This is a genomic window from Aureimonas sp. AU22 (genome assembly GCF_001463745.1).
In the GTDB taxonomy this organism is placed as follows: Bacteria; Pseudomonadota; Alphaproteobacteria; order Rhizobiales; family Rhizobiaceae; genus Aureimonas.
In genome coordinates this window covers 1-26,119 of sequence record NZ_BBWJ01000019.1, presented here as the reverse complement: position 1 = coordinate 26,119, position 26,119 = coordinate 1, and the positions used below count along the sequence as shown (strand labels likewise).

The following is a 26,119-nucleotide window of genomic DNA, read 5'->3' as shown; positions in this document are numbered from 1 at the left end:
TCGACGCGACAGGTCGTTCATGCGCAGATGCGCGCGGCTTGTCGACCCTCGGCGACCGCCGACCCCGCTTCCACCCGCCGCGAGCGTCAGCCGAAGCGGCCGCTTTTCGGGAACCCCTTCGGAACCAGTCGACCGGCCTGCGCCCGGTCGCCGCGCCACTCCATCAATTCGGCATCGGAGCGGTTGAAGACGCGTCCGGCCGGGTCCGTCCACGTCAGCCCGTCGGCCGACTTGAACACCTTGAGGTCGAGAAGACCGCCGTCCTTGAAACGCTGCAGCCGAACGCCCTTGCCGCGCACCATCTCGGGCACCTGCGCGAGCGGGAAGACCAGCATCTTCCGGTTGTCGCCGACCACGGCCACCGCGTCGCCGGCGCCGACTCGCTCGGCGCGCAGGAGGCGCACCGGCTCCGCGACGTTCAGGATCTGCTTGCCCTTGCGAGTGGACGACACGAGTTCGCCTTCGGCGACCACGAACCCGTTGCCGTCGCTCGAGGCCAGAAGTCGTTTGCCGGCCGGATCGGGCACGAAACCGAGGGCAATATCCTGATCGTCCTCCAATTCGATGGCGAGACGGATGGGATCGCCGTGCCCGCGTCCACCGGGCAGCTTGTCGGCACCCAGCGTGAACGCGCGTCCGTTGGTCGAGAGAAACACCAGCTTGTCGGTCGTCAGTGCCGGGAACGACAGCTTCAGCGCGTCGCCCTCGCGGAAGGTCAGGCCGGAAAGGTCGGCCAGATGCCCGCGCATCGCGCGAAGGAAGCCCTTCTGCGACAGGACGATGGTCACCGGCTCCTTCTCGATCAGCGCAACGGCGATGTCGTCCGACGAGTGCTCGGGCGCATCGGCGAAGAGGGTACGTCGCTTGCCCAGCCTGGTCTTCTTGGAGAAGGTCTCGCGAACCTCGCGGATCTCGCCTGCGACCTTCGCCCACTGAAGTTCGGTCGAGCCGAGCAGCGCCTGCTTCTCGGCGCGCTCCTCGCTCAGGGTGTCGAACTCGCGCTTGAGCTCGAACTCCTCCAGCTTGCGCAGGCTGCGCAAGCGCATGTTGAGGATCGCCTCGGCCTGGACGTCGGTGAGCTTGAACGTCGCCATCAGGACGGCCTTCGGCTCGTCCTCCTCGCGGATGATGCGGATCACCTCGTCGAGGTTGAGGAAGGCGATGATGTAGCCGCCGAGGATCTCGAGCCGCCGCTCGATCTGGTCGAGTCGGTACTGCGAACGGCGGACCAGCACCTCGCGCTGGTGCGCCAGCCATTCGACGAGCACCTCGCGCAGCGACATGACCCTCGGCACCTTGCCGCCCGAGAGCACGTTCATGTTCATCGGGATGCGCGATTCGAGATCCGTCAGGCGGAAGAGCGATTCCATCAGCAGCACCGGATCCACGGTGCGGGCCTTGGGTTCGAGGACGATGCGCACGTCCTCGGCCGATTCGTCCCGGATGTCGGCCAGCAGCGGCAGGCGCTTGGCCGTCAGAAGGTCCGCGATCTTCTCGATCAGGCGCGACTTCTGGACCTGATAGGGGATCTCGGTGACCACTACGACATAGCCGCCCCGCCCCTGCTCCTCGCGCTCCCAGCGGGCGCGCACTCGGAACGAGCCCCGTCCGGTCGCATAGGCCTCGCGGATCGTCTCGCGCCCGTCCACCACGACGCCGCCTGTCGGGAAATCCGGTCCCTGAACGAACTTCAGCAGCGCGTCCGTGTCCGCGTCCGGCTGCTCGATCAGCTTGAGAGCGGCGTCGCAGACCTCGGCGGCATTGTGCGGCGGGATGGAGGTCGCCATGCCGACCGCGATGCCGGACGAGCCGTTGGCGAGGAGGTTCGGGAAGGCGCCCGGCAGGACGATCGGCTCCTGGTCCTCCTCGTTGTAGGTCGGACGGAAATCGACGGCGTTCTCGTCGATGCCGCGTAGAAGCAGCGTGGCAACGTCGGTCATCCGCGCTTCGGTGTAGCGCATGGCCGCTGCGCTATCGCCGTCGACATTGCCGAAGTTGCCCTGCCCGTCGATCAGCGGGTAGCGGATCGAGAAGTCCTGCGCGAGTCGCACCAGGGCATCGTAGATCGAGGCGTCGCCGTGCGGATGGAACTTGCCCATCACGTCGCCGACGATGCGCGCGCACTTCTTGTAGCCCTGGCCGGGATCAAGCTTGAGCACGCGCATGGCATGCACGATGCGCCGATGCACCGGCTTCAGCCCGTCGCGCACGTCGGGCAGCGCGCGGCCCATGATCGTCGACAGCGCATAGGCGAGGTATCGCTCCTCCAGCGCCGCCTTGAGGTCGATCGGTTCGATATCGCCGCCGTTCGGCGGGGTGTCCACTGGCTTGCCCATGGCCTCGGGCCATATCGCAAACCGCAAACCGGAACAAGAGGAGAACAAACCGCGATCGATCATCGCAGCGGTCCGGGTTCTCCCTTTCCCCGCCGATGAGACTGTCCATATTAGCGGCGTCCTCCGCGGGTCCGCTAGGCCCGGTCGCTTCGGCGCTTCGGTTTCGTCACGGTCAGAAAGGTGTCTTCATGCGTGTGCATCCGTCCCGCCGCATCCTCGCGGGTCTCGCTTTCGTGCTGGCGGGCACGACTTCTTCGCTGGCGGCCGACGCCCAAGCCTTCGGCGAGCGGCTGAAGGGCCTGATGGCGGAGCAGCAGGTCACCCTCGCTTACGCCGGCGCCACGAGCGAAGGCGACGACGTCCTTCTGTCCGGCGCCACCGTGCGTGGCAGCGAACCGGGCGAGGACGCGGTCGCCCTCGGCGATCTGCGGTTCGAGAACGTGACCGGCTCGACGCCGGAAGGCTGGCGGGTCCAGCGCCTCGCCCCGGCCGATATCGACCGAACGGACGGACCCACGCGCACGCGCGTGTCCGGCATCGTGGTCGAAGGTCTTCAGATTTCCCCTGCCGGCGCAACCGCACCGGCCGCCGCTTCTCCGATGTTCTTCGACCGCGCGGCGGTGGGTTCCCTGACGGCGGAACGAGACGGCCGCCCCGTGGTGACCGCCGAATCGATCGAACTGCGCACCGCCGGCGGTGCCGAAGCCGGCTACAGCGGCACGTTCGGCGTACAGCGTTTCACTGCCGACACGCAGGCGTCCGGCGGCGGTCGTGGATCCACCGTGATGGCCGACCTCGGCTATCCGCAACTAACCGGCAACGTATCTGGCACCGGATCCTGGAACCCACAGTCCGGCGCGCTGACGCTCGATCCGCTGCAGGTCGCCGTGGACGATGCCGGAACCCTGAATTTCGCCTACACGATCACGGGTTACACGCCGAGCTTCATCCAGTCTCTCGGCCAGATCAGCCAGCAGATGCAGGCAAGCGGCGGCCAGAACGAGGGCGCCGGCATGGCGGTGATCGGGCTGATCTCGCAGCTCTACCTCCAATCGGCCGAGCTTGCCTTCACCGACAACTCGCTGACGAACCGCCTTCTCGACTACTATGCCAAGCAGAACAACCAGACGCGCGAGCAGATGGTCACCGGCCTCGTCGGTTCGCTGCCGCTGGCGCTCGGCTATCTGCAGAACCCGGAATTCCAGGCCGAGGTCACCGCGGCCGTCAAGGATTTCCTGGAGAACCCGAAGGCGCTGCGGATCGCGATCGCGCCCGCCGCTCCGGTGCCGGCGACGCAAATTCTAGGTGCTGCCATGGGGGCGCCGCAGACACTGCCGCAGGTCCTGAACCTGTCGGTGCGTTCGGGCAACTGACGCTGCGGGGATCGGCGTGGAACCCGACCCGCTGATCCTGACGCTGCGCTTCGACGCGGCGAGCTTCGAGCATTTCGACACGATGCGCCGGCGGCACTTCCCGCCGGCGCGCAATATGATCCCGGCGCATCTGACCTTGTTCCACAAGCTGCCGGGTGATCGCTGGCCGGAGATCCATCGCGACCTCACGGCGATCGCTGCTGAGAACGAAGAGATCCGGCTGTGGGCGGAATCGATCCGCTTCCTCGGCTATGGCTCGGCCTACGCGATCGCGTCGGATCCGCTGAAGAGACTGCGCGCGAGACTTGCCGAGCGATGGCACGCCCTTCTCGAGCGGCAGGACCTTGCGGGCTTCTCGCCGCACGTCACCATTCAGAACAAGGCACCGGCTCCCGAAGCAAAAGCGCTCTGCGCCGAGTTGAAGGCCACCTTCTCGCCGTTCGAGGCCGCGGGCACCGGCCTTCTCCTCTGGCACTATCGCGGAGGTCCCTGGGCGTTGGCGGGCGAATACGGCTTCCAAGCCGCGCCATGAAAAAGGGCGCCGCGGCGCCCTCCTTCGTTCCGTAGTCGTTCGAGCCGCCTCAGCCCTTCGGGGGCTGCGGGATCGTGCGGATGCCGAGATCGCGGAGCTGCGCCGGGGTCGCCTCCGCGGGCGCGCCCATAAGCAAGTCGTGCGCCTGCTGGTTCATGGGGAACAGCGCGATCTCGCGCAGGTTCTTGGCCCCGCACAGAAGCATGACGATGCGGTCGACGCCCGCCGCCATGCCGCCATGCGGCGGCGCCCCGTACTGGAACGCGCGGTAGAGACCGCCGAACCGTTCCTCGACGTCGGCCTGGGAATAGCCGGCGATCTCGAAGGCCTTGACCATCACCTCGGGCAGCTGGTTGCGGATGCCGCCGGACGCGATCTCGAAACCGTTGCAGACGATGTCGTACTGGAACGCCTTGATGGCCAGCGGCTCGCCGCCCTGCAGCGCCTCCATGCCGCCCTGAGGCATGGAGAACGGGTTGTGCGCGAAGTCGACCTTCTTGTTGTCCTCGTCCCATTCGTAGAACGGAAAGTCGATGATCCAGGCGAGCTCGAAGCGGTCGCGGTCCACGAGGTTCAGCTCCTCGCCGACGCGCGTGCGCGCCGAGCCCGCGAAGGCGTAGAACTTCTCCGGGCGTCCTGCGACGAAGAAGCAGGCGTCGCCGGCTTCCAGGCCGAGCTGGGTCCGCACGGCCTCCGTACGCTCCTCGCCGATGTTCTTCGCGAGCGGCCCGGCGCCGCCGAGCGCCCCGTTCTCCTCGCGCCAGAAGATGTAGCCGAGGCCCGGCTGGCCCTCGCCCTGCGCCCAGGCGTTCATGCGGTCGCAGAAGGCGCGGCTTCCGCCCGTCTTGGCCGGGATCGCCCAGACCTCGACCGCCGGATCGCTGGCGATCATGCCGGCGAAGACCTTGAAGCCCGAGCCCGCGAAATGCTCGGTCACCGCCTGCATTTCGATCGGGTTGCGCAGGTCCGGCTTGTCGGAGCCGTAGCGGCGGATCGAGTCGGCGTAAGGGATGCGACGGAAGGTTTGGCTGACGGGCTTGCCGTCGGCGAACTCCTCGAAGATGCCCCGGATCACCGGCTCCATCGTCTGGAAGATGTCCTCCTGCTCGACGAAGCTCATCTCGAGGTCGAGCTGGTAGAACTCGCCGTAGAAACGATCGGCGCGCGGATCTTCGTCGCGGAAGCAGGGCGCGATCTGGAAATAGCGGTCGAAGCCCGACATCATCAGCAGCTGCTTGTACTGCTGGGGTGCCTGCGGCAGCGCGTAGAACATGCCGTTGTGGAGGCGCGACGGCACCAGGAAGTCGCGCGCGCCCTCCGGGCTCGACGCCGTCAGGATCGGCGTCTGGAATTCGTTGAAGCCGATCTCGTTCATGCGGCGGCGCATCGATGCCACGACCTGCGTGCGCCGCATGATGTTGCGGTGGAGCGTCTCGCGACGCAGGTCGAGGAAGCGGTAGCGCAGGCGCACGTCCTCGGGATACTCGGGCTCGCCGAAGACCGGCAACGGCAGTTCCTTCGCCGGACCCAGCACCTCGATCTCGCGTGCGAAGACTTCGACCTCGCCGGTCGGAAGCTTCGCGTTGACGGTCTCCGCCGTCCTCGCCTTCACCTCGCCGTCGATGCGGATCACCCATTCGCCGCGCACTGTCTCGGCCGTCTTGAAGGCAGGAGACTCGGGATCCACCACGATCTGCGTCAGGCCGTAGTGATCGCGCAGATCGATGAACAGGAGCCCGCCGTGGTCGCGGATGCGATGCGCCCAACCCGACAGGCGCACCGTGTTCCCGACATGCTCAGGGCGAAGCGCGGCGCAGGTATGGGAACGGTAGCGATGCATGGCAGTCTTCTTTCGGCTGATCCGGCGGGTCGCGGGCGGACGCGTGGGACGGCGCTCCAGCCCGAAATTCGCGCGGACAAGCGCATGCAGGTGCCATCCTGTCAAGAATCTTGGGTCCCGGCGCTACGGGGCGCGCTGCCGAGATGCGCCGGAAAGTAGTGGAAAGCGCATCGGCGGCCGGCCAACCGATGCAAAGCGGCGAGAACTCGTCCTATAAGACTGCATGGAGCCGATTACCACGACAGCCGCCCTCCAAGAGGCGTGCAACACCCTGTCCCGCGCCGAGTTCGTCACGGTCGACACCGAATTCATTCGCGAGACGACGTTCTGGCCGGAGCTTTGTCTGATCCAGATGGCCACGGACGATCTGGCCGTTCTGGTGGATCCGCTGGCCGACGGCATCGACCTCCAGCCCTTCTTCGCATTGATGGCCGATACGAACATCATCAAGGTGTTCCATGCAGCCCGCCAGGACGTCGAAATCGTCCACAAGCTGGGCGGCCTCATTCCGGAGCCTTTGTTCGACACGCAGGTCGCCGCGATGGTGTGCGGCTTCGGCGAATCGATCGCCTACGACCAGCTCGTGGCCCGCACCTCCCAGGGTCGGATCGACAAGACGTCGCGGTTCACGGACTGGCGTCGGCGGCCCCTTTCGAACGACCAGCTGGAATACGCACTGGCCGACGTCACCTATCTGCGCGACGCCTATCGCTTCCTCAAAGCCGCGCTTGCGGTCGAGGGGCGCGAGGGTTGGCTGGCGGATGAAATGGCGGTGCTGACCGACCCGGCAACCTACGACATCCACCCGGACGATGCATGGCGGCGGCTGAAGTTGCGCGTGAGGAAGCCGATCGAACTGGCTGTCCTGAAAGAGGTGGCCGCATGGCGCGAGCGCGAAGCGCGGCAGCGCGACCAGCCTCGCTCGCGCATCCTGAAGGATGACGCCGTCTACGAGATCGCGCAGCAGCAGCCGAAGGACGAGGCGGCGTTGTCCCGTCTTCGGACCGTCTCGAAGGGTTTCGAGCGTTCGAACGCGGGACGCGAGATCCTGGCGGCGGTCGGGCGGGCGCTCGCCATCCCGAAGAGCGAGCTTCCGGCCATTCCCCGTCCGCCCAACCAGCCGGAGGGTACAGCCTCGGCTGTCGAGTTCCTGCGGGTGCTGCTCAAGATCGTGGTGGACGAGCGCGGCGTCGCAGGGCGCCTGATCGCGTCGGGCGACGATCTGGAGAAACTCGCGGTGAACGGGCCGGACGCCGACGTCCCCGCATTGGAAGGTTGGCGCCGGGAGCTCTTCGGCAATCGTGCGCTGGAGCTTCTGGAGGGACAGTCCGCCCTCGTCTACCGCAACCGCCGCGTCGAGGTGGTGAAGCTCTGATCCGAAGCGACGTCGGCCCGCATCGACGGGCCGACCCCGCAGTCCTTCAGCGAACTTCCAGCCGGAGCGTGCGTTCGACGACGCGCGCGAACGCCTGCAGGCGCGCCTCGGGACGCTCGCCGACAAGGCCGCCGAGGTCTTTCGGCACGACAAGCGTGAACCCGCCGCGCGGGTCCTGCGCCCAGCGTAGGCGCTCGAGGACCCCCGGCATCGCCGCAGTCAGGAGGTAGGTGACGCGGAACAGCGCGGCCAGGACGCGGGCGAGATGAAGCATCCGCGGATCGACGATGCTGCTCATCCGCTCGACATCGGCGGGGTCGAACTCGCCCTCGTAGCGATAGTAGTTCGCGAGGCTGAGATAGGCGCGGCCGGGATGATCGATCGCCGGGAACGCGGCGTTCAGGACCAGGGAAAAGGCCTGCGTGCCGCGGTAGTCGGGATGGGCTCGCCAAGCGATGTCGGTGAGAAGGCAGGCCGCCTTGCGCAGTCGCTGCTCGCTCACCGATTCTGCGATCCCGAGCGCGGTGAACGTGCGGGTCGACCAGTCGATGAGTTCCTCGTTATGGCGCGGCGAGCGCGAGCGCAGGAATGACAACTCGTGCGCGGCCTCCAGAAGCGGGTCCTTCGCCTTCTCTTCATCCGAAAGGCGCTCGTGCAGGTAGCCTTCCCGCACACCATAGGCCGACATGACGATGTCGGACGGCTTCAGGGTCTGGATGACGGCTTGGAGGGCGACGGCGCCAAAGGCGAGGAGCGAGCGGCGGTTGCGCGAGATGGCGGCAATGCCCGGCAGCTTGTCCGGATCGTTCTTCACGACCGCGGCGAGAAAGTCCCCGAGGTCGGAAGCTTTCACGGAATAGCCGTGCATGACGTGGATCGGGTAGCCGGTCTGCTCCATGTGGAGCTTCATCAGGTTCCGCCACGTTCCACCGACGGCGTAGAACGGCCGACCGCCGGCGATCGGCGCGAAGCCGCTCGCGATCATGTGACTGTCGGCGATCTGCCTCGCCTTGGAAAGATCGCCGCTCGACATGTCCTGCAGGCGCAGTCCACCGAGCGGCATCGTCACGCCGTTGCCGATGCGCCCGTCCGCGACGTCCACGATCTCGAGGCTGCCGCCTCCAAGATCACCCGTGATGCCGTTGGGAGCGTGGAACCCCGCCAACACGCCCTCGGCAGCATATTTCGCCTCGTCGGCGCCGGACAGGATGGTGATCGGGCAGCCGATCGCCTTCTCCGCGGCGGCGACGAAATCGGGGCCGTTGGTCGCTTCACGAGCGGCGGCCGTCGCGATCGGGTGGATCTCGCCGACCCGGAACTGGTCGCACAGGGCGCGGAAGCGTTTCAGCGCCGATATGGCGTTCGCGACCGCCTTGTCGTCCAGCCGGTTGGTCGCCGCAAGACCGCGACCGAGGCCGCTCAGCACCTTCTCGTTGAAGAGCATGGTCGGTGCGCGGCTGTTGCCCTCGTAAACGACGAGGCGCACGGAATTCGATCCGATATCCACGACGGCCACCGGCACGCGGCCAGGCAGCCGCCCGTGGGCCGCTTCCTCAGTCGAAGCGGGAATGCTCCGCACGTTGTCTCGCGATGAGCTTGGGAGCATTCGTTTTCAAGGCCTTTCCGCGTCCCGACAGGCTTGGATTGGTCATGAAATAGCGCTGGGCATTGAACGGCTGCTCGCCTTCCGACGGAGCGATCCGCCGCGAGGTTCCGTCGGAAAGTACCGACCAACTCTGCTGGTTGTCCAGGATGTTGGCCAGCATGATCTGCGACAGGACCTGGCTGTGGACGGTGGGCGTCGTGATAGGCACCAGCGCTTCGACCCGCCGATCGAGATTTCGGGGCATCATGTCGGCAGAGCCCATGTAGACGATCGCCTTTTCGGAAGGCAACCCATGGCCCGCGCCGAAGCAGAAGATGCGGCTGTGCTCCAGGAAGCGACCGACGATCGACTTGACGCGGATATTGTCCGAAAGCCCGGGCACGCGCGGTTTCAGGCAGCAGATGCCGCGCACCACGAGATCGATCTCCACCCCCGCCTGGCTGGCGCGGTAAAGGGCATCGATGATCTGCGGATCGACCAGCGAGTTCATCTTGAACCAGATCTGCCCCTGCCGGCCGGCCTTCTCGTGCGCGATCTCTTCGTCGATGAGTTGGAGAATGCGCTTGCGCAGGTTCAGCGGCGAGATGGCGATCTTGCGCAGGTCCGTCGGTTCGGCATAGCCGGTGATGTAGTTGAAGATCAGGGAGACGTCGTGCGCGATGTCCGGGTCCGCCGTGAAGTAGGACAGGTCGGTGTAGATCTTCGCGGTGATCGGGTGATAGTTGCCCGTGCCGATATGGCAGAAGGACACGATCTTCCCTTCTTCGCGTCGCACGACGAGCGACAGCTTCGAGTGGGTCTTCTTCTCGATGAAGCCGAAGACGACCTGCACGCCCGCGCGCTCCAGATCGCGCGCCCAGCGGATGTTGGCCTCCTCGTCGAACCGCGCCTTGAGTTCGACGAGCGCCGTCACCGACTTGCCGGCTTCGGCCGCGTCGATCAGGGCGCGCACGATGGGCGAGTCGTTCGAGGTCCGGTAGAGCGTCTGCTTGATGGCGACGACGTTGGGGTCGGAGGCCGCCTGCCGCAGGAACTGCACCACCACGTCGAACGACTCGTACGGGTGGTGGATGACGATGTCCTTCTCGCGGATCGCCGCGAAGCAGTCGCCGTTGTGCTCGCGGATGCGCTCGGGAAAGCGCGGGATGTAGGGCGAGAACTTGAGGTCGTCGCGCGGCAGCTTCACGATCTGCGACACGGCGTCCAGCGCCAGCATGCCGTCCATCACCGAGACGCGCGACTCCGAGACGTTGAGCTCGCTCGCCACGAAGTTGCGCAAGCTCTCGGGCATGACATGATCGAACTCGATGCGGATCACCGAGCCGCGACGACGGCGCTTCAGCGCGCTTTCGAACGTGCGCACGAGGTCTTCGGCCTCTTCCGCCACTTCCATGTCCGAGTCGCGGATGATGCGGAACGTGCCCTGCCCGCGCACCCGGTAGCCCGGGAACAGCTTCGAGATGAAGAGCGCGACCACGCTTTCCAGCGGTACGAAGCGATAGACGCCGGCCTCGGTGATCGGCATCTCGACGAAGCGCTGCAGCGCCGTCGGCAGGCGCAGGAGTGCGTTCATGGTCTGCGAATCGCGCTCGCGGATGAGCGCCAGCGCCATGGAGAAGCCGAGGTTCGGGATGAACGGAAATGGATGCGCCGGATCGACGGAGAGCGGCGTCAGGACCGGGAAGATCGCCTCGTCGAAATGCCGCTCCAGCCAGGCCCGGTCTTCCTTCTTCAGCTCGCCCGCACCCACGATCAGGATGTTCTCGGTGCGCAGCGCCTTGACCAGTTCGGCGAGCGAGGCCTGCTGCTCCTCCTGGAGCTGGCCGACTTCCGTCAGCACGCGGTCGAGCTGTTCCTGCGGCAGGAGGCCGTCGTCGCTGCGCACGGAAAGGCTGGCACGCACCTGCCCCGCAAGACCCGCGACGCGCACCATGAAGAACTCGTCGAGATTGCCGGCCGAGATCGACAGGAAGCGAACGCGCTCCAGCAGCGGATGGTTGAGGTTCTGCGCCTCCTCCAGAACCCGTCGGTTGAACTGGAGCCAGGACACTTCGCGGTTGACGTAGCGATCGGCGGGAAGCTCCTCGGCCGTCGAGACCTGCACGGGCGGAACGGGCGCCGGCAGGATGCCGATCGCCTCCATCAGTGGCTGATCCGGCTCCGGCGCGGCAGCATCCGGCTCGGTCGTCTCGACCGTCACCGTCTCGGCCTGGCCGTTCGGCTGCATACCGTCGCGTCCGGTGAGTTTACGGCGAGCCGTGGGACGGCTGGACTTGGACTGGTCGGAGGCGCGGGTCTCGCTCATGGAATGCTCTAGGTTCGAAGGCGGCAGGTCGGGGTCGCTTATCCTCGTCCGACGACTGTTTCATGACGCTCGATTCGATTCCACAGCCATGTCCTCCAGAATGCGCTGGGCGAGGGTCCGTCCGATCCGCTCCTTGCCGGCCAGGGCTGCACGATCCAGGCGCTGCACGAAATCGGCCGCCGCCTCGAAGGAGCGTTCCATGCGCGAAAGAGCGTAGGCGACGACCTTCGGGTCGATCGCGATCTGCCGATCGGCCGCGAGCTTCATGATGACGCCGGTCAGCAACTCCTCGTCAGGCGCACGCAGTTCGACGGCCGTCGCGGCCCGCAGGCGCGAGCGCAGGTCGGCGAGCGCGACGGTGATCGCGCCCGCCCCGACGCGCGACGTGAGAAGCACCGTGCCGCCGCCGAGCCGCGCCGCATTGAGGAGTGCGAAGAGGCCGCCCTCGTCGTAGCCGCTCCGATCGACATCCTCCACGAGGACCGCGAACAGGTCGGGGTCACCTGGGAGTTCCGACCGGCTCGGATGCCAGCGCTGCGCGCCGGACAGTTCGCTCCACGCGGCACCGAGATGCGTCTTGCCCGACCCCGGCGGTCCGGAGATCAGGACGACCGGATGCGGCCAGTGCGGCCATGCGTCGACGGCCTCCGCAGCCAGGGCGTTCGCCGGACCCGTCACGAGATCGTCGCGCGCCAGCGACGAGCGCGCGGGAAGGTCCAGGGGAAGCTGCGCGGGCTTTCGCACGCGATCAGTCGCCCTGGCCGCCGCGCGGGTCGAACTGGTTGCGGATCGCGGCATTCAGGCCCTCGCCTTCGATCTGGATGGGTTGGGGCGTCGCCGCCAACTCGCGTCCGAAATACATCTCGCTCTCCAGATACTTCTGAAGGGCGAAACGAACGAGGACGCCGACCGCCGCCGCCGCAGGCACGGCGATCAGCAGGCCCACGAAGCCGAACACCGCGCCGAACGCGAAGAGCGCGAACATGAGCCACACCGGATGGAGGCCGACCGACGCACCGACGAGCTTGGGCTGCAGGATGTTGCCTTCGATGAACTGGCCGGAAAAGAAGACGCCCGCCGCCGCAGCCACCCAGACCCAATCCGGCGAGAACTGCACGAGCGCGACGCCGAGCGCGATCACGAGGCCGACCGCGGAGCCGACATAGGGCACGAACGAGATGAGCCCGGCGAAGAAGCCGATGAGAAGGCCGAAGTTCAGCCCGACGAGCGTGAGGCCGACGGCGTAGTAGGTGCCGAGGATCAGGCAGACGCTACCCTGGCCTCGCACGAACCCGGCCACCGAGCGATCGATCTCGCGCGCCAGGCGCCGGACCGTGCCCACATGCTGACGCGGCACCAGCGCGTCGATCTTCTCGATCATCCGGTCCCAGTCGAGAAGAAGGTAGAAGGCGACCACCGGCGTCACCACGAACAGCGACAGGAAATTCACGACCGCGAGGCTGGAGGTCCAGAGCGAGGCCACCAGCGATGTGACGAAGCCGGAGAGCTGGCGCACCACCGACTGGAAGTCCTGCTGCACCGATTGCTGATCGCTTTCGATGAAACGCGAGAGGGGACCCTTTCGCAGATCGTCGGCGAGTTCCTGCAGGCGACCGAGATATTGCGGCAGCCGCGCGACGAACCCGGCCACCTGCCCGCCTATGACGGGAACGAGAACCAGGAGAACCAGCGCAATCAGGATCAGGAACATGATCAGGATCGTGATGCTGGCGGTCAGCCTTGAGAAACCACGGCGCACGAGCCAATCGGCGATCGGATCGAGAAAATAGGCCATCACCATGCCCAGCACGAAGGGCAGCAGGATTCCGCGGAAAAGCCAGATGAACAGGATGACGCCAACCGCGGCGAGGCTCCAGAAGAGAACCTGACGCTTGAGAAGCCGGCTTCGATCGCGAACCATGCAGTGCCTCCGTTCGCGGGCGCGGTATGAACTTGCGCACGAGCGAACGGAATCGAGATAGGCAGGCATGCCGAAACCGGTCAAGAGGGCCGCAAGGACGGGAGATGGCAATGGACAGGCTCGAAACCGCTGGCGAATGCCGCTGTGGACGGCTCCGCATTTCCATTCGAGGCAAGCCGTTGATCACGATGGCTTGTCACTGCACGGGCTGCCAGAAGATGACGGCCAGCGCCTTCTCGCTGTCGGCGCTGTTCCCGAGTGCGGCTTTCGCCGTGACGGCGGGGGAGACCGTGATCGGCGGCCTGCATGGAGGGCATCGGCATGCCTTCTGCGCCCACTGCCTCACCTGGGCCTTCACGCGGCCGGAGGGCATGGACGACTTCGTGAACGTGCGCACCCCGATGCTGGACGACGGCGCGTCGCTTGTTCCCTTCATCGAGACGTGGACGACGGAGAAGCTTCCCTGGGCGCGCGTGCCCGCCGCGCACAGCTTCGCGCGCTTTCCGCCGCCAGCCGAGTTCCCTGCCCTCCTGGCGGATTACGCGGCGCAAAACCCATGAAAACGGCCGACGAAAGCCTTGCCCGTATGGCCCGATCATGCGAACTCGCGACCCAAAGAGGGCCTTGCCATGACCGCTGATCCCAAGATCGGTTTGACCTATGCCGCGGCCGGCGTCGACATCGACGCCGGCAACGAGCTCGTGCGTCGGATCAAGCCGCTGGTCCGCTCCACCCGGCGTCCCGGCGCGGACGGGGAGATCGGCGGTTTCGGCGGCCTGTTCGATCTGAAGGCGGCGGGCTTCACCGACCCGGTTCTCGTTGCGGCGAACGACGGGGTCGGCACCAAGCTGAAGATCGCGATCGATACCGGCCTGCACGACACGATCGGCATCGACCTCGTGGCCATGTGCGTCAACGACCTCGTGGTGCAGGGCGCGGAGCCGCTGTTCTTCCTCGACTACTTCGCGACGGGAAAGCTCGATCCGGCGCAGGGCGAGGCGATCGTCGCAGGCATCGCCGAGGGGTGCCGCCAGGCGGGCTGCGCGCTGATCGGCGGCGAGACCGCCGAGATGCCGGGCCTCTACGCCGAGAAGGACTACGATCTCGCAGGCTTCGCGGTCGGCGCGGCCGAGCGCGGCCGCCTTCTGCCGAGCGCCGACCTCGTGTCCGGCGACATGATCCTCGGGCTGGCGTCGTCGGGCGTCCACTCCAACGGCTACTCGCTGGTGCGGCGCGTGGTCGAGATGGCGGGCGCACGCTACGACGCCCCTGCCCCGTTCGAGGCGGACGGCGCGAGCCTGGCCGGGGCCTTGATCGCACCGACGCGGATCTACGTGAAGCCGTTGCTGGCCGCCATCCGCGGGGGTGACGGGATCAAGGCGCTCGCGCACATCACGGGCGGCGGCTTCCCGGAAAACATCCCGCGCGTCTTGCCGGACCATCTGCGCGCCGACATCGACCTCCACGCCATCCCCGTGCCGCCGGTCTTCCGCTGGCTCGCGGCGCAAGGCGGCATCGCGGAGGCCGAGATGCTGCGGACCTTCAACTGCGGCGTCGGCATGATCGTGGTCGTCAGCGAGGCAGAGGCCGCGTCGGTCGCGGCCGTGCTGCAGAGCGAGGGCGAAACCGTCGTGCCGCTCGGGCGGATCCTGCCGCGCGAAGCCGAAGACGCCGTCACGTTCAACGGTCAGCTCGCGCTGTGAGCGACGTGCCGACCCGCAAACGCGTCGCGGTGCTGATCTCCGGTCGCGGCTCCAACATGAGCGCGCTGATCGGCGCGGCGATGGACCCGGCCTATCCCGGCGAGATCGTGGCCGTCCTCTCGAACAAGCCGGACGCCGGCGGGCTCGCGACGGCCGCGCGCTACGGCATCCCGGCGCAGGCGGTGGACCAGCGCGCGTATGCCGACCGCGCTGCGCACGAGCGCGCCCTGATCGAGGCGCTCGACGCCCACAAACCGGACATCGTCTGTCTCGCGGGATACATGCGCCTGCTGACGCCGCTCTTCGTCGGACACTACGCTGGGCGAATGATCAACATCCACCCGTCCCTGCTGCCGTTGTTTCCGGGACTGCACACGCATGACCGCGTGTTGGAAGCCGGCATGCGCATCCATGGCTGCACGGTCCATTTCGTCACCGACGACATGGACGAAGGCCCGATCGTCGCCCAGGCCGCGATCACGGTGGAGCGCGACGACACACCGGACAGCCTGGCCAACCGGCTGCTTCGCGCCGAGCATCGGCTCTATCCGCATGCGCTGCGGCTGGTGCTCGACGGCACAGTGCGGCAGAGCGGCGCCAGGACGACGTTCGACAGCTCGAGTTCGGGCTCTCCGCGGTCGGCCAGCCCGACCATCCTCGTCGCTCCGGACGGACGCGAGAGCTAGAGCAGTTCCAGCGAAAGCCGAGCCGGCTTTCGCGTCCGGACAATGCGACGAACGAGGAACACAGAACGCGTCGGGTGAACCGGCGTCCACCGGACGTGTTCTAGGCCGCTCGCACCCAGACCTTGTTGTCGTGAAAGGCCGCCCCGCCGAACGGCGCGACCGGATCGGCGCCGGTCAGAACATTGATGCCTTCGCCTCGCTCGAAGGCACCGTTCGGCCAGAGCCCTTCGTGGATCACGACGCCGGGCTTTGCTGCCGCATCCATCTTGAGCGGCAGGACGACTTCGCCGCGCGCATTGCCGATCTCCAGCCGTTGACCATCGGTGAAACCAAGGCGCGCCGCGTCGTCGGGGTGCATGCGCAGCTCGGGGCGACCCTCCCGCTTGCGCGACCCTTCCGTCTCGGCGAAGGACGAGTTCAGGAACTGTCGCGCCGGCGGCGTGGCCAGCCGGAACGGATGCTCGGCATCCGTCTCCTCGATCAGGGCGGCATGGTCGGGGAAGGACGGCAGGGCTTCGACGGGGCCGAGAAGGCCCATCGATGGCGGCGGACGGTTCGGCGCCACGAGACCCGCCCAATCGACGCGGAAGCGGAACTTGCGGTCCGCCGTGGCGAACCCGCCGAGATAGTGCGCCTCGTTGAAACCGGGCTGAACGTCGAGCCACCGCTCCCGCTCGAGGGTTTCCAGCCCCTCATAGCCGCTGCGGCGGAGGAGATCGTCGATGAGCGCCCGCTCGGTCATGCCGAAGCCAGGCCGGTCGGCGACGCCGAGCCGCTTGGCCAGTTCCTCGATGACGAAATGGTTGGTCCGCACCGTATCGGGATGCTCGATCAGCTTGGGACCGAACAGGATGTGGCTCTGCCCGCCGCCCCGATAGATGTCGTCGTATTCCATCGAGGTCGCGGCAGGCAGCACGAGGTCGGCGAGCTTCGCGGTGTCGGTCATGAACTGCTCGTGGACCGCGACGAAGAGGTCATCCCGCATGAGGCCGCGCACGACGTCTCGCTGCTCGGGCGCGACATTGGCAGGGTTGGTGTTCTGCACAAGCATCGCCGTCACCGGCGGGCCGCCGGCCAGCGCCCCGGCATCGCCGGTCAGGACCGCGCCGATCCGCGACTGGTCGAGATGGCGGATCGAATGGTCGAGATCGTCGAGACCCTCGATCAACGCCTTGTCGAAACGCCACAGGGCGCCGTTGTTGTGGAAGGCGCCGCCTCCTTCGTGCTGCCAGTGACCATACACCGTCGGTACGGACAGAGCGGCGTGCATGGCCACGGCGCCGTTGCGCTGCCGCGAGAAGCCGTAGCCGAGGCGGAAGAACGTGCGGGGCGTGCGCCCGATGAGAGCCGCGAAGCTTTCGATCTCGGCGACGGTCAGCCCGGTGATCCCGCTCGCCCATTCCGGCGTGCGGCTGGCGAGATGCGCCTCGAGCCCGGCGGGATCGTCGCCGTAGCGGTCGAGATAGGCGCGATCCGCCGTCCCGTCCCGAAAGGCGATATGCATGAGAGCGCAGGCGAGCGCGCCGTCCGTGCCCGGCCGGAGCTTCAGCGCGACGTCCGCTTGGCGCATCGTCGGATTGTCGTAGATGTCGATCACGACGATCGGAGCGCCGCGCTCCTTCCGGGCGCGCACCGCGTGGGTCATGACGTTGACCTGCGTCGCCACGGCATTGGTGCCCCAGATCACGACGCAATCGGACTTTGCCATTTCGCGCGGATCGACGCCGGCCAGCCGCCCCGTGCCGGCGACGAAACCGGTCCAGGCGGTGTTGGTGCAGATCGTGTCGAACTCGCCTGAATAGCGTTTGGCGTGGCGCAGGCGGTTGATGCCGTCGCGCTGCACGAGCCCCATGGTTCCCGCGTAATAATAGGGCCAGACCGCCTCCGAGCCGTAGCGGGCCTCGGCAGCCAAGAACTTCTCCGCCACGAGATCGAGTGCGTCGTCCCAGTCAATCTCCCGCCAAGTGCCCTCACCCTTGCCGCCGACCCTTTGAAGCGGCTTCATGAGACGGTCGGGATGGTGCACCCGTTCGGCATATCGGGCGACCTTGGCGCAGATGACGCCGGCCGTGTAGCTGTTGTCCTCGGCTCCGCGCACGCGGCCGATCGTGCGCTCGTCGATGATCTCGACCTCGAGCGCGCAGGTGGACGGGCAGTCGTGCGGACAGGCGGTATAGCCCTTGCGGGCGGGGACGTGCTGGTTCATGCGCGCGACCATAATCGACGCCGCGAAGCACCGCCCATTCTTTTTCGCAATGTCAGCGATGCGCCGGCGTGATCGTAGCGAAGAGGCCGGACGTTCCCGCCCGGCCCCCGGTCAGTTTGCCCGATCAGGCGGCCTGCGCGTAGCGCGCCCGCTCTTCCGGCGTCAGCGCGGGGTAGTCGGTGTATCCGCGCTCGTCGCCACCGTAGAACGTGTCGTTGTTCCACTCGTTGAGCGGCGCGCCGACCTCGACCCGCGCGACGAGATCGGGATTTGAGATGAACAGCTTGCCGAAGCAGGCAAGGTCGATCTCGCCCTTCTCGATCTGCTCGATCGCGAATTGCGGGTCGTAGTTGTTGTTGCCCATGTAGACGCCGTCGAAACGCTGGCGGAGGGCCGCGTAGTCGAAACCGTCCTTTTTGCGATCGCCGCCGGTCTGGCCCTCGATGACGTGAAGATACAGCGGCTTGCGCTTGTTGAGCTCCACCACGTAGGCGTTGAAGAGACCCTGCTGATCGCTTTCGCTCGAACCGCCCATCACCGTCACCGGCGAGATGCGCACGCCGACATGATCGGCGTCCCAGGCCGCGATCACGGCATCCAGCACCTCCAGCGGGAAGCGCATGCGATTCTCGATCGATCCGCCGTAGCGGTCGGTGCGGGTGTTGGTGCCGTCGCGCAGGAACTGGTCGAGAAGGTAGCCGTTGGCCGAGTGCAGCTCGACGCCGTCGAAGCCGGCTGCGCGCGCATTGCGGGTCGCCTTGACGTAGTCCTCGATCACACGCGGGAGCTCGCTCTCATCCAGCGCACGCGGCGTCTCGTGATCCTTGAAACCTTCCTCCGTGAAGGCCTTGCCGCTGGGCTTCACCGCCGAGGGCGCGACCGGCGGCTGGTGGTTCTCCTGCAGATCGGGGTGCGAGATGCGTCCGACATGCCAGAGCTGCAGCACGATCTTGCCGCCCTCCGCGTGAACGGCGTCCGTCACCTTCTTCCAGGCGGTCACCTGACTGTCGGTGTAGATGCCGGGCGTCCAGGCGTAGCCGCGGCCTTCGACCGAGATGTTGGTGGCCTCCGAGATGATGAGACCTGCGCCGGCGCGCTGGCGATAGTACTCGACGTGCATGTCCTTGGGGACGCCGTCGCTGGTGGCGCGGCTGCGGGTCAGCGGCGCCATGACGGCGCGGTTCGCGAGGTGGAGCGGTCCGAGGTCGAACGGCTGGAAAAACTTCTTTTCGGCCATGAAAGGTGTCCCGATTTCAATTCGCGGCGGGGCGCGTTTCGCGCTACCAACGCGCAATATGGGGTGGGTGTGCGCATTGCAGCATCCCCCTTTTGCGAATGCTGTGTTCACGGAGCGCTGAAACTTGAACTACCGGCACGCCTTTCACGCGGGAAATTTCGCCGACGTCGTGAAGCACGCCCTTCTGTGCCGGCTGATCGAGTACCTGAAGCACAAGGACAAGGCGTTCCGGGTGATGGACACGCACGCCGGACGCGGGCGCTACGACCTTGCGGCCGACGAGGCCCGGCGCACCGGCGAGCACGAGGCGGGCATCGCGGCCCTTCGCGCTTCGCCGGCCTGGGACGATCCGCTCCTCCTGCCCTATCGGCAAACGGTGGAAGCCGCGGAAGTGGCCCTCGGCACGAGCGCCTACCCCGGCAGCCCATGGATCGCCCGCCATCTCCTGCGCCGCCAGGACAGGCTCTCGGCCTACGAGCTTCATCCGGTGGACTCCGCGGCCCTTGCGGCGGAGTTTGCGGGCGACGTCCAGGTCAAGACGATTGAACTCGACGGATGGCTGGCGCTGGGGGCCCACCTTCCGCCCAAGGAGAAGCGCGGCCTGGTGCTGATCGACCCGCCCTTCGAGGAGGTCGGCGAGTTCGAACGGATCGCAGCGCGGGTGGGCGAGGCGTGGCGGCGGTGGCCGGGCGGCACATATGCCGTGTGGTATCCGATCAAGAGGCGTGCGCAATACGAGGGCTTCCACGAAGCCCTGCGCGAAAGCGGCATTCGCAACGTCATCGCCGCCGACTTCTTCCGCGAGCCTTTCTCGACGGACGAGCGCCTCGTGGGCACCGGCTTCGCGGTCGTTAACCCGCCGTACACCTTCGCGGCGGAAGCCGACGCCATCATGCGCGCGTTGTTGCCGGTGCTGGGCGTGTCGGATCGCGCCGATTGTGGCATCATTGCGCTGGTCGCCGAATGATCCGGGTGCAATATAACCCTTAACAATCCTTGCTTCGCATGGCGAAGCCGCCTGTCCATCGAAGGATCCGACGCATGCGCTCCCGCCTCGCCGCCGTCTCCGCCCTGGTCGCCGCATCCTGCGCCACGCCCGCGCTCGCGGCGGACTACTATCAGGCCGCCCCGGCTCCGGCCGTGATCGTCACGACGGCCAAGGTGCCCGCCTGTGACGATTCGCGTGTGCTCGCGCAGGTCGAGGATCAGTTCGAGTACGGTGCGCCCCGCACGATCCCGGCGGCGCTGGCCGTCGTGGAGTTCAGCGGGCTGTTCGAGAAGGCCTATCAGCCGATGGGCGGACACAAGGAGATCGAACGCCGCTACTGCCAGGGCACGGCTCTCATTTCCAGCGGCGAGCAGCGCACATTCTACTACGTGATCGAATATCCGCTGGGCTTCGCCGGCGTCGGCTGGCGCGCCGAGGGCTGCGTGCTCGGCCTCGATCCGTGGAAGATCTACGGCGCCAACTGCGAATCGCTGCGCCGCTTCTGATCGGGCGGAGACCTCCGATGCGTCTTCTGTATTCGAAGCCCTCGCCCTACTCGTCGAAGGTGCGCATGGCCGCGCACCTGTGCGACCTCCATCTCGATCTGGTGCCGACCAACACGGGCGACGAGGCGGCGGAACTGACGGAGGCGAACCCGCTCGGCAAGATCCCGGCGCTGATCCTCGACGACGGCTCCACCCTCTACGACAGCCGGGTCATCTGCGAATATCTCGATCGGCTCACCGGCAATCCGATCATCCCGCAGGCCGCGGACGCCTGGGCCGCCACCAAGCGCATCGAAGCACTGGCGGACGGCATGACGGAAGCTGCCATGGCGGCGCTCTACGAGAAACGCTACCGGCCTGAGCCGATGTGGTACGAGCCCTGGATGGACAAGCAGTGGCGCCGAGCACACCGCGCCCTCGATGCCCTGGAGCGCGAGGTGACGGCGCTTCCCGAGAAGCCGAATCTGGCCCACCTCGCGGTTTCGTCGGATCTCGCCTGGGTGCAGCTGCGATTTCCCGAGGAACTGAACGGACGCCATCCCAAGCTTGCCGGATGGCTCGGACGGTTCTTCGCGTCACATCCCGAACTCGCCGCGCTCGCGCCGCAGGCCTGAACGCAGCTTCGACGACGAAGAAAAAGGGCGGCCCGCCGGTGCGGAGCCGCCCTTTTTCTTGACTGAAGGCTTTTGGCGTCAGAACTTCAGAGCCAGGCCGGCGCGGATGGAATGCTCGTCGAAACCGGACGAGACCGTGACGTTGCCGAGGTCGTAGTCCTTCGATTCGAAATCGGAGTAGCGATACTCGACGCGTGACGTCACGCTGTCGGTCACCTTGGCCTGGACGCCTGCGCCGATCGTGTATCCGAGATGGGTCTGGTCGTCCGAAACGTTGCCGAGCGACAGTTCCTTGTTCGCCACGGCGACGCCGCCGGTGGCGAACAGCATGATGGGATCGAAGGCGACGCCAACGAGCGCACGCAGCGATCCGAACGCGGTGGAATCGGCCGAGATCGGAACGCCGGTCGCCGCGTTGAAGCCGCCGGCCGTCACGTCGGAGGCCCCCACATCGCCTTCCGCGCCGTAGACGAGGCTGCCGTCCTGCAGCGAGTATCCGGCGTATACGCCGCCGACCACGCCCTCGCCATCGAACTTGGCGCCACCGGACTGATCCACGTTGGCGAAATTGTACCCGACGAAGCCGCCGGCATAGGGACCCGACCAGGTGTAGACCGAGGCTTCGGGCGCAAAGGCCGGCGCGGGCTCAGCCACCACCGCGTCGGCAGCCACGACGTGCCCCGCCGTCATCGAAAGCAGTCCGCTCAAGGCCAAGGTGCGAAACACCTTCATGGTCCGAACTCCGGGAAAGGCGACGCTCATGCCTTCCGACAACACCTTGGGACGCAACGCCGACAGAGCTTCGGCGTTCCGGCTCCGGCAGCCGCTCGAAAATCCCGAGGGTGCCGACATCCGACATTCGTCATCTAATAGGCACCGGACCTCCGCGCCAATTGCACGACGGTGACACTTGCCCTTTTCTCGCACCGCCCCAGTGGTACGCGCCGCCTTTCTCGCGCCGGATTACCCCTGCAAAGCGCGGACATGGTGAATCATATAAGGGGACGAACAGCTGAGGACGCGGCCCGCCGGGCGGCTCCGCTTCGGCGCAGGCGCCGCCGGCCCATCCGGCAGGGCCGTGGCATCCAACCCCGCTTTCCCGGCGAAGACGACATGGCAGACGAACTGACACCCGAAATCGACGACGACTTCGAGACCGATGACGACTTTGCGGAAGGCGATGCCGAAGCCGGCGCGGAGCCGAGCCCGGCTGCCTCGCTCGTCGCGTCCATCGAGTGGCACGACGGCGGCCGCGAGGTCGACCAGACGCTGGCCGGTGCCGAGCTGATCTCGGAGTTTCAGAAGCGACTGCCCAACAGTCCCGGCGTCTATCGCATGTTCGACGAGGCCAACGAGGTGCTCTACGTCGGCAAGGCCAAGTCGCTGAAGAAGCGGGTTGCGAGCTACACGCGGCTTGCCGGCCACAACAACCGGATCCTGCGCATGATCCGGGCGACGCGGCACATGGAGTTCGTCACCACCCGCACCGAAACCGAGGCGCTTCTGCTCGAGGCCAACCTCATCAAGCGCCTGCGCCCGCGCTTCAACGTCCTGATGCGGGACGACAAGTCGTTCCCCTACATCCTCGTGTCCGACGACCACAAGGCGCCTGCGATCTTCAAGCATCGCGGCGCCCGTTCGCGGAAAGGCAGCTATTTCGGGCCGTTCGCCTCCGGGGGCGCGGTTGGGCGCACGGTGGCCTCACTCCAGCGCGCGTTCCTTCTGCGCACCTGCACCGACAGTGTGTTCGAGACGCGCACGCGGCCCTGCCTGCTCTACCAGATCAAGCGGTGCTCCGGCCCATGCACCGGCGAAATCTCGCTGGAGGGGTACGCCGGCCTCGTCGGCGAGGCAAAGGCGTTCCTGTCCGGCCGGTCGGGGCAAGTGAAGCAGTCCATCGCGCGCGCCATGCAGGAAGCATCGGACGATCTCGACTTCGAACGGGCGGCCGTCTACCGCGACCGCCTCTCGGCGCTCTCGCACATCCAGTCGCACCAGGGCATCAACCCGCACGGCGTCGAGGAAGCGGACGTGTTCGCGATCCATCAGGAAGGCGGGCTGACCTGCATCCAGGTCTTCTTCTTCCGCACCGGCCAGAACTGGGGCAACCGCGCCTACTTCCCGAAGGCCGACCCTTCGCTGGAGCCCGGTGAAGTGCTGGGCGCGTTCCTGGCGCAGTTCTACGACGACAAGCCGCCGGCCGCGCTCGTCCTGCTTCCGGTGGACGTCGAGGACCGCGAGCTCCTGTCCGACGCACTGGGCGCGAAGGCGGAGCGCCGCGTCGAGATCGCGATCCCGAAGCGCGGCGAGAAGAAGGACCTGGTCGATCACGCGACGAGCAATGCCCGGGAGGCCCTGGGGCGGCGTCTGGCGGAAACCTCCTCGCAGGCGCGCCTCCTAGCTGGCCTGAAGGAAACGTTCGGCCTTGCCGCGGCGCCGCGCCGGATCGAGGTCTTCGACAACTCGCATATCATGGGCACAAACGCCGTGGGCGCGATGATCGTGGCCGGGCCGCAGGGCTTTGCGAAGAACCAGTATCGCAAGTTCAACATCCGCGGTGCCGACATCACGCCGGGCGACGACTTCGGCATGATGCGCGAGGTGATGACACGCCGCTTCTCGCGCCTCATCAAGGAGCACGGCGACGCGGGCCCCCAGCCCTCCCCGGCCGTCGAGGCGGATGCGGATGCGGACGAGCCGGCGGATACGGCGGAGATGCCGGCCTGGCCCGATCTCGTGCTGATCGACGGCGGCAAGGGTCAGATTTCGGCGGTGCGCACGATCCTCGGCGAACTCGGCATCGCCGACAAGGTGACGACCATCGGCGTCGCGAAAGGGGTCGACCGCGACGCGGGGCGCGAACGGTTCATCGTGGAGGGGCGCGAGCCCTTCTCGCTGCCGCCGCGCGATCCGGTCCTCTACTTCCTGCAACGCCTGCGCGACGAAGCCCACCGGTTCGCGATCGGCACGCATCGCGCCAAACGCAAGAAGGAACTGACCAAGAACCCGCTCGACGAGATCGGCGGCATCGGCCCGTCTCGCAAACGAGCGCTGCTTCATCATTTCGGTACGGCCAAGGCCGTCTCCCGCGCCGCATTCGACGACCTCTTGAAGGTCGAGGGCATTTCGGCCGCGATGGCGAAGACGATCTACGACCATTTCCACGAACGCCAGTAGGCGGATCGAGCCGATCGGCGTGCCTTTTTCGTCCACCTGTGTTGACGGGGAAAGCCTGCCGCGTTTGAACCGTCACCGAACGTGCGTATCCCTCGGCCGACTCTCTCCTCCAACCGGACCGAACCCATGGCATCCCAGGCGTACAGCCTTCCCAACATCCTGACCTACGCCCGGATCGCTGCCGTTCCCCTCGTGGTCCTCTGCTTCTTTCTCGAAGGCCGCCTGCACGGGTCCGACGCCGCCCGCTGGTCGGCGCTCGCCCTGTTCGTCGTGGCCAGCGTGACGGATTGGCTCGATGGCTACCTCGCCCGCATGTGGCAGCAGACGTCGACCATCGGTCGCATGCTGGACCCGATCGCCGACAAGCTGCTCGTGGCGGCCGCGCTTCTCGTTCTGGCGGCGGACGGCACGATCGCGGGCTGGACCATCTGGGCGGCCATCGTGATCCTGTGCCGCGAGATCCTGGTGTCGGGTCTGCGCGAGTATCTTGCCGAACTGAAGGTCTCCGTGCCCGTCACGCGCCTCGCCAAATGGAAGACGGCGACGCAGATGGTGGCGATCTCGTTCCTGCTCGCCGGGCCGGCGGGCGACCAGATCGTTCCCCACGTCACGCAGGCGGGAATCGTGCTTCTCTGGATCGCGGCGATCATCACGCTTTACACGGGCTACGATTACTTCCGGGCCGGGCTGCGCCATATCGACGTGTGAAGGCGGACATTGCCCGCCGACGGACCGGGAGGCTTGCCATGAAGATCGTCTACTTCGCCTGGGTTCGCGAGCGCATCGGGATCGGCGAGGAGGAGGTCGCCCTCCCCGCCGGCATCGTGACCGTCGACGATCTCCTGCACTGGCTGAAGGGGCGCGGCGAAGGCTACGACGCGGCGCTGCAGGCGCCGGAAATGATCCGGGTCGCGATCGACCAGGAACACGTGCCGCATTCCCAACCGATCGGAAACTGCAGCGAGATCGCGATCTTCCCGCCGATGACGGGCGGCTGACATGGCCGAGATTTCCGTTGCGATCCAATCCGACCGCATCGATCTCGCCCGGGAAGCGCACGAGATGTCGCCGGGCGGCGAGGCCGGGGCGGCGGTCACCTTCGCGGGTTACTGCCGCGACGAAGGCCGCCGGCTTCGGGCGCTCGAAATCGAGCACTATCCCGGCATGGCCGAGCGCGCTATCGGCAACATCGCCGCTCAGGCGGCCGAGCGGTGGCCGCTCCTGCGTCTTCGCTGCGTCCACCGCTACGGCATGATCGCGCCGGGCGAGGAGATCGTGTTCGTCGCCTGCACTTCGGTCCACCGACAGGCGGCGTTCGAAGCCGCCTCCTTCGTGATGGACTTCATGAAGTCGCGGGCCCCCTTCTGGAAGCGCGAACATCTCGCTGATGGCGCGATCGGCGGATGGGTCGAGGCTAGGGATACCGACGATCTCGCAGCGGACCGCTGGCATCGGCTATAGCGCTTACGCGGAAGACACGCCCGATCGCCCGCATCGCGTTTGCGACCGGGTTGATGGGGCTGTCCTTTGGGTCGCCCCGGATGGAACGGGCGACGGGCCGCCGGAGGCGAACCTCCTGGGGTCGTTGATTAGAGTGGTCCGCCTCCGGCGACCCGCGCGGTGGTTGCGGTTCGGCAGGGTGTGCGAGACCCCGCCACAGAGCTTCTCCGGTTGCCCGCCGCCTCGGCCCTTTTGGCGCTCCCCTCTGACGGGT

General features: G+C 66.8%; 22 protein-coding genes. 13 read left to right on the top strand and 9 right to left on the bottom strand.

Going from position 1 to position 26,119, the window contains the following annotated elements; translation table 11 throughout:
- Positions 1 to 86 precede the first annotated feature (86 nt).
- A complete protein-coding gene (gene parC / locus AUL34_RS07535; RefSeq protein WP_061932814.1) occupies positions 87 to 2,336 on the bottom strand; it encodes a DNA topoisomerase IV subunit A in 2,250 nt (749 codons plus the stop codon).
- A 188-nt stretch (positions 2,337 to 2,524) separates the two neighbouring features.
- Between parC and AUL34_RS07530 the strand changes: the two genes are divergently transcribed.
- The gene (locus AUL34_RS07530) at positions 2,525 to 3,709 is read left to right on the top strand and encodes a hypothetical protein (protein WP_061932811.1); all 1,185 of its coding nucleotides are present in this window, start codon (positions 2,525 to 2,527) and stop codon (positions 3,707 to 3,709) included.
- 16 nt (positions 3,710 to 3,725) lie between these two features.
- Positions 3,726 to 4,241 (top strand): 2'-5' RNA ligase family protein, encoded by a 516-nt coding sequence (locus AUL34_RS07525; protein ID WP_061932809.1) that lies wholly within the window; start codon positions 3,726 to 3,728, stop codon positions 4,239 to 4,241.
- A gap of 49 nt (positions 4,242 to 4,290) precedes the next feature.
- On the opposite strand, the gene aspS is transcribed toward AUL34_RS07525, so the two are convergent.
- A complete protein-coding gene (gene aspS / locus AUL34_RS07520; protein WP_061932807.1) occupies positions 4,291 to 6,081 on the bottom strand; it encodes an aspartate--tRNA ligase in 1,791 nt (596 codons plus the stop codon).
- Between the two features lie 223 nt (positions 6,082 to 6,304).
- Between aspS and rnd the strand changes: the two genes are divergently transcribed.
- Entirely contained in the window at positions 6,305 to 7,456 is a 1,152-nt protein-coding gene (gene rnd / locus AUL34_RS07515; protein ID WP_061932805.1) for a ribonuclease D, read from the top strand.
- A gap of 46 nt (positions 7,457 to 7,502) precedes the next feature.
- Here rnd and ppx read toward each other — a convergent pair whose 3' ends face one another.
- The 4 genes from ppx to AUL34_RS07495 all read right to left on the bottom strand — a co-directional run bounded on the left by ppx (position 7,503) and on the right by AUL34_RS07495 (position 13,288).
- Positions 7,503 to 9,062: an exopolyphosphatase gene (gene ppx, locus AUL34_RS07510; RefSeq protein WP_061932803.1), complete on the bottom strand. Its 1,560-nt coding sequence runs from the start codon at positions 9,060 to 9,062 to the stop codon at positions 7,503 to 7,505.
- Entirely contained in the window at positions 9,010 to 11,289 is a 2,280-nt protein-coding gene (locus AUL34_RS07505) for an RNA degradosome polyphosphate kinase (protein ID WP_082653224.1), read from the bottom strand. Before AUL34_RS07505 ends, ppx begins: the two co-directional genes overlap by 53 nt.
- Before the next feature lie 138 nt (positions 11,290 to 11,427).
- Entirely contained in the window at positions 11,428 to 12,111 is a 684-nt protein-coding gene (locus tag AUL34_RS07500; protein WP_061932955.1) for a hypothetical protein, read from the bottom strand.
- A gap of 4 nt (positions 12,112 to 12,115) precedes the next feature.
- Positions 12,116 to 13,288, bottom strand: coding sequence for an AI-2E family transporter (locus AUL34_RS07495; RefSeq protein WP_061932801.1), 1,173 nt, complete (start codon positions 13,286 to 13,288; stop codon positions 12,116 to 12,118).
- 104 nt (positions 13,289 to 13,392) lie between these two features.
- On the opposite strand from AUL34_RS07495, the gene AUL34_RS07490 reads away from it, so the two are divergent.
- From AUL34_RS07490 to purN, 3 genes are all read left to right on the top strand, one after another.
- A complete protein-coding gene (locus AUL34_RS07490) occupies positions 13,393 to 13,848 on the top strand; it encodes a GFA family protein (protein WP_061932799.1) in 456 nt (151 codons plus the stop codon).
- A 69-nt stretch (positions 13,849 to 13,917) separates the two neighbouring features.
- Positions 13,918 to 14,991, top strand: coding sequence for a phosphoribosylformylglycinamidine cyclo-ligase (gene purM, locus AUL34_RS07485; protein WP_061932796.1), 1,074 nt, complete (start codon positions 13,918 to 13,920; stop codon positions 14,989 to 14,991).
- A 56-nt stretch (positions 14,992 to 15,047) separates the two neighbouring features.
- Complete coding sequence (gene purN / locus AUL34_RS07480) at positions 15,048 to 15,677, top strand: phosphoribosylglycinamide formyltransferase (protein WP_061932953.1); 630 nt, start codon at positions 15,048 to 15,050, stop codon at positions 15,675 to 15,677.
- A gap of 100 nt (positions 15,678 to 15,777) precedes the next feature.
- Here purN and AUL34_RS07475 read toward each other — a convergent pair whose 3' ends face one another.
- The gene (locus AUL34_RS07475; protein WP_061932951.1) at positions 15,778 to 17,883 is read right to left on the bottom strand and encodes a molybdopterin-dependent oxidoreductase; all 2,106 of its coding nucleotides are present in this window, start codon (positions 17,881 to 17,883) and stop codon (positions 15,778 to 15,780) included.
- A gap of 124 nt (positions 17,884 to 18,007) precedes the next feature.
- Positions 18,008 to 19,120 carry an alkene reductase gene (locus AUL34_RS07470; protein ID WP_061932794.1) on the bottom strand — a complete coding sequence of 371 codons (1,113 nt, stop codon included), beginning with the start codon at positions 19,118 to 19,120 and terminating at the stop codon, positions 18,008 to 18,010.
- A gap of 124 nt (positions 19,121 to 19,244) precedes the next feature.
- On the opposite strand from AUL34_RS07470, the gene AUL34_RS07465 reads away from it, so the two are divergent.
- The 3 genes from AUL34_RS07465 (at position 19,245) to AUL34_RS07455 (ending at position 21,228) form a co-directional block, all read left to right on the top strand.
- Entirely contained in the window at positions 19,245 to 20,087 is an 843-nt protein-coding gene (locus AUL34_RS07465) for a 23S rRNA (adenine(2030)-N(6))-methyltransferase RlmJ (RefSeq protein ID WP_061932792.1), read from the top strand.
- Between the two features lie 74 nt (positions 20,088 to 20,161).
- Positions 20,162 to 20,614, top strand: a complete 453-nt coding sequence (locus AUL34_RS07460) for a hypothetical protein (protein ID WP_061932790.1) — start codon at positions 20,162 to 20,164, stop codon at positions 20,612 to 20,614.
- Between the two features lie 17 nt (positions 20,615 to 20,631).
- Positions 20,632 to 21,228, top strand: a complete 597-nt coding sequence (locus tag AUL34_RS07455) for a glutathione S-transferase family protein (RefSeq protein WP_061932783.1) — start codon at positions 20,632 to 20,634, stop codon at positions 21,226 to 21,228.
- 78 nt (positions 21,229 to 21,306) lie between these two features.
- On the opposite strand, the gene AUL34_RS07450 is transcribed toward AUL34_RS07455, so the two are convergent.
- Complete coding sequence (locus tag AUL34_RS07450; protein ID WP_061932949.1) at positions 21,307 to 21,960, bottom strand: outer membrane protein; 654 nt, start codon at positions 21,958 to 21,960, stop codon at positions 21,307 to 21,309.
- 381 nt (positions 21,961 to 22,341) lie between these two features.
- Here AUL34_RS07450 and uvrC point away from each other — a divergent pair, with 381 nt between their 5' ends.
- The 4 genes from uvrC to AUL34_RS07430 all read left to right on the top strand — a co-directional run bounded on the left by uvrC (position 22,342) and on the right by AUL34_RS07430 (position 25,866).
- Complete coding sequence (gene uvrC / locus AUL34_RS07445) at positions 22,342 to 24,405, top strand: excinuclease ABC subunit UvrC (RefSeq protein WP_061932781.1); 2,064 nt, start codon at positions 22,342 to 22,344, stop codon at positions 24,403 to 24,405.
- Positions 24,406 to 24,531: 126 nt separating this feature from the next.
- Positions 24,532 to 25,113: a CDP-diacylglycerol--glycerol-3-phosphate 3-phosphatidyltransferase gene (gene pgsA / locus AUL34_RS07440; RefSeq protein WP_061932779.1), complete on the top strand. Its 582-nt coding sequence runs from the start codon at positions 24,532 to 24,534 to the stop codon at positions 25,111 to 25,113.
- A 38-nt stretch (positions 25,114 to 25,151) separates the two neighbouring features.
- Positions 25,152 to 25,403, top strand: a complete 252-nt coding sequence (gene moaD, locus AUL34_RS07435; protein WP_061932777.1) for a molybdopterin converting factor subunit 1 — start codon at positions 25,152 to 25,154, stop codon at positions 25,401 to 25,403.
- Position 25,404: 1 nt separating this feature from the next.
- A complete protein-coding gene (locus AUL34_RS07430; protein WP_061932775.1) occupies positions 25,405 to 25,866 on the top strand; it encodes a molybdenum cofactor biosynthesis protein MoaE in 462 nt (153 codons plus the stop codon).
- The last annotated feature ends 253 nt before the right edge of the window (positions 25,867 to 26,119 follow it).

Coding starts and splice junctions, on each gene's coding strand:
- AUL34_RS07530 (WP_061932811.1), top strand. CDS start 2,525: ATGCGTGTGCATCCGTCCCGCCGCATCCTCGCGGGTCTCGCTTTCGTG.
- AUL34_RS07495 (WP_061932801.1), bottom strand. CDS start 13,288: ATGGTTCGCGATCGAAGCCGGCTTCTCAAGCGTCAGGTTCTCTTCTGG.
- AUL34_RS07455 (WP_061932783.1), top strand. CDS start 20,632: ATGCGTCTTCTGTATTCGAAGCCCTCGCCCTACTCGTCGAAGGTGCGC.
- parC (WP_061932814.1), bottom strand. CDS start 2,336: ATGGGCAAGCCAGTGGACACCCCGCCGAACGGCGGCGATATCGAACCG.
- uvrC (WP_061932781.1), top strand. CDS start 22,342: ATGGCAGACGAACTGACACCCGAAATCGACGACGACTTCGAGACCGAT.
- purM (WP_061932796.1), top strand. CDS start 13,918: ATGACCGCTGATCCCAAGATCGGTTTGACCTATGCCGCGGCCGGCGTC.
- AUL34_RS07450 (WP_061932949.1), bottom strand. CDS start 21,960: ATGAAGGTGTTTCGCACCTTGGCCTTGAGCGGACTGCTTTCGATGACG.
- purN (WP_061932953.1), top strand. CDS start 15,048: ATGAGCGCGCTGATCGGCGCGGCGATGGACCCGGCCTATCCCGGCGAG.
- AUL34_RS07505 (WP_082653224.1), bottom strand. CDS start 11,289: ATGCAGCCGAACGGCCAGGCCGAGACGGTGACGGTCGAGACGACCGAG.
- pgsA (WP_061932779.1), top strand. CDS start 24,532: ATGGCATCCCAGGCGTACAGCCTTCCCAACATCCTGACCTACGCCCGG.
- AUL34_RS07475 (WP_061932951.1), bottom strand. CDS start 17,883: ATGAACCAGCACGTCCCCGCCCGCAAGGGCTATACCGCCTGTCCGCAC.
- AUL34_RS07460 (WP_061932790.1), top strand. CDS start 20,162: ATGCGCTCCCGCCTCGCCGCCGTCTCCGCCCTGGTCGCCGCATCCTGC.
- ppx (WP_061932803.1), bottom strand. CDS start 9,062: ATGCTCCCAAGCTCATCGCGAGACAACGTGCGGAGCATTCCCGCTTCG.
- AUL34_RS07490 (WP_061932799.1), top strand. CDS start 13,393: ATGGCAATGGACAGGCTCGAAACCGCTGGCGAATGCCGCTGTGGACGG.
- AUL34_RS07470 (WP_061932794.1), bottom strand. CDS start 19,120: ATGGCCGAAAAGAAGTTTTTCCAGCCGTTCGACCTCGGACCGCTCCAC.
- moaD (WP_061932777.1), top strand. CDS start 25,152: ATGAAGATCGTCTACTTCGCCTGGGTTCGCGAGCGCATCGGGATCGGC.
- aspS (WP_061932807.1), bottom strand. CDS start 6,081: ATGCATCGCTACCGTTCCCATACCTGCGCCGCGCTTCGCCCTGAGCAT.
- AUL34_RS07430 (WP_061932775.1), top strand. CDS start 25,405: ATGGCCGAGATTTCCGTTGCGATCCAATCCGACCGCATCGATCTCGCC.
- rnd (WP_061932805.1), top strand. CDS start 6,305: ATGGAGCCGATTACCACGACAGCCGCCCTCCAAGAGGCGTGCAACACC.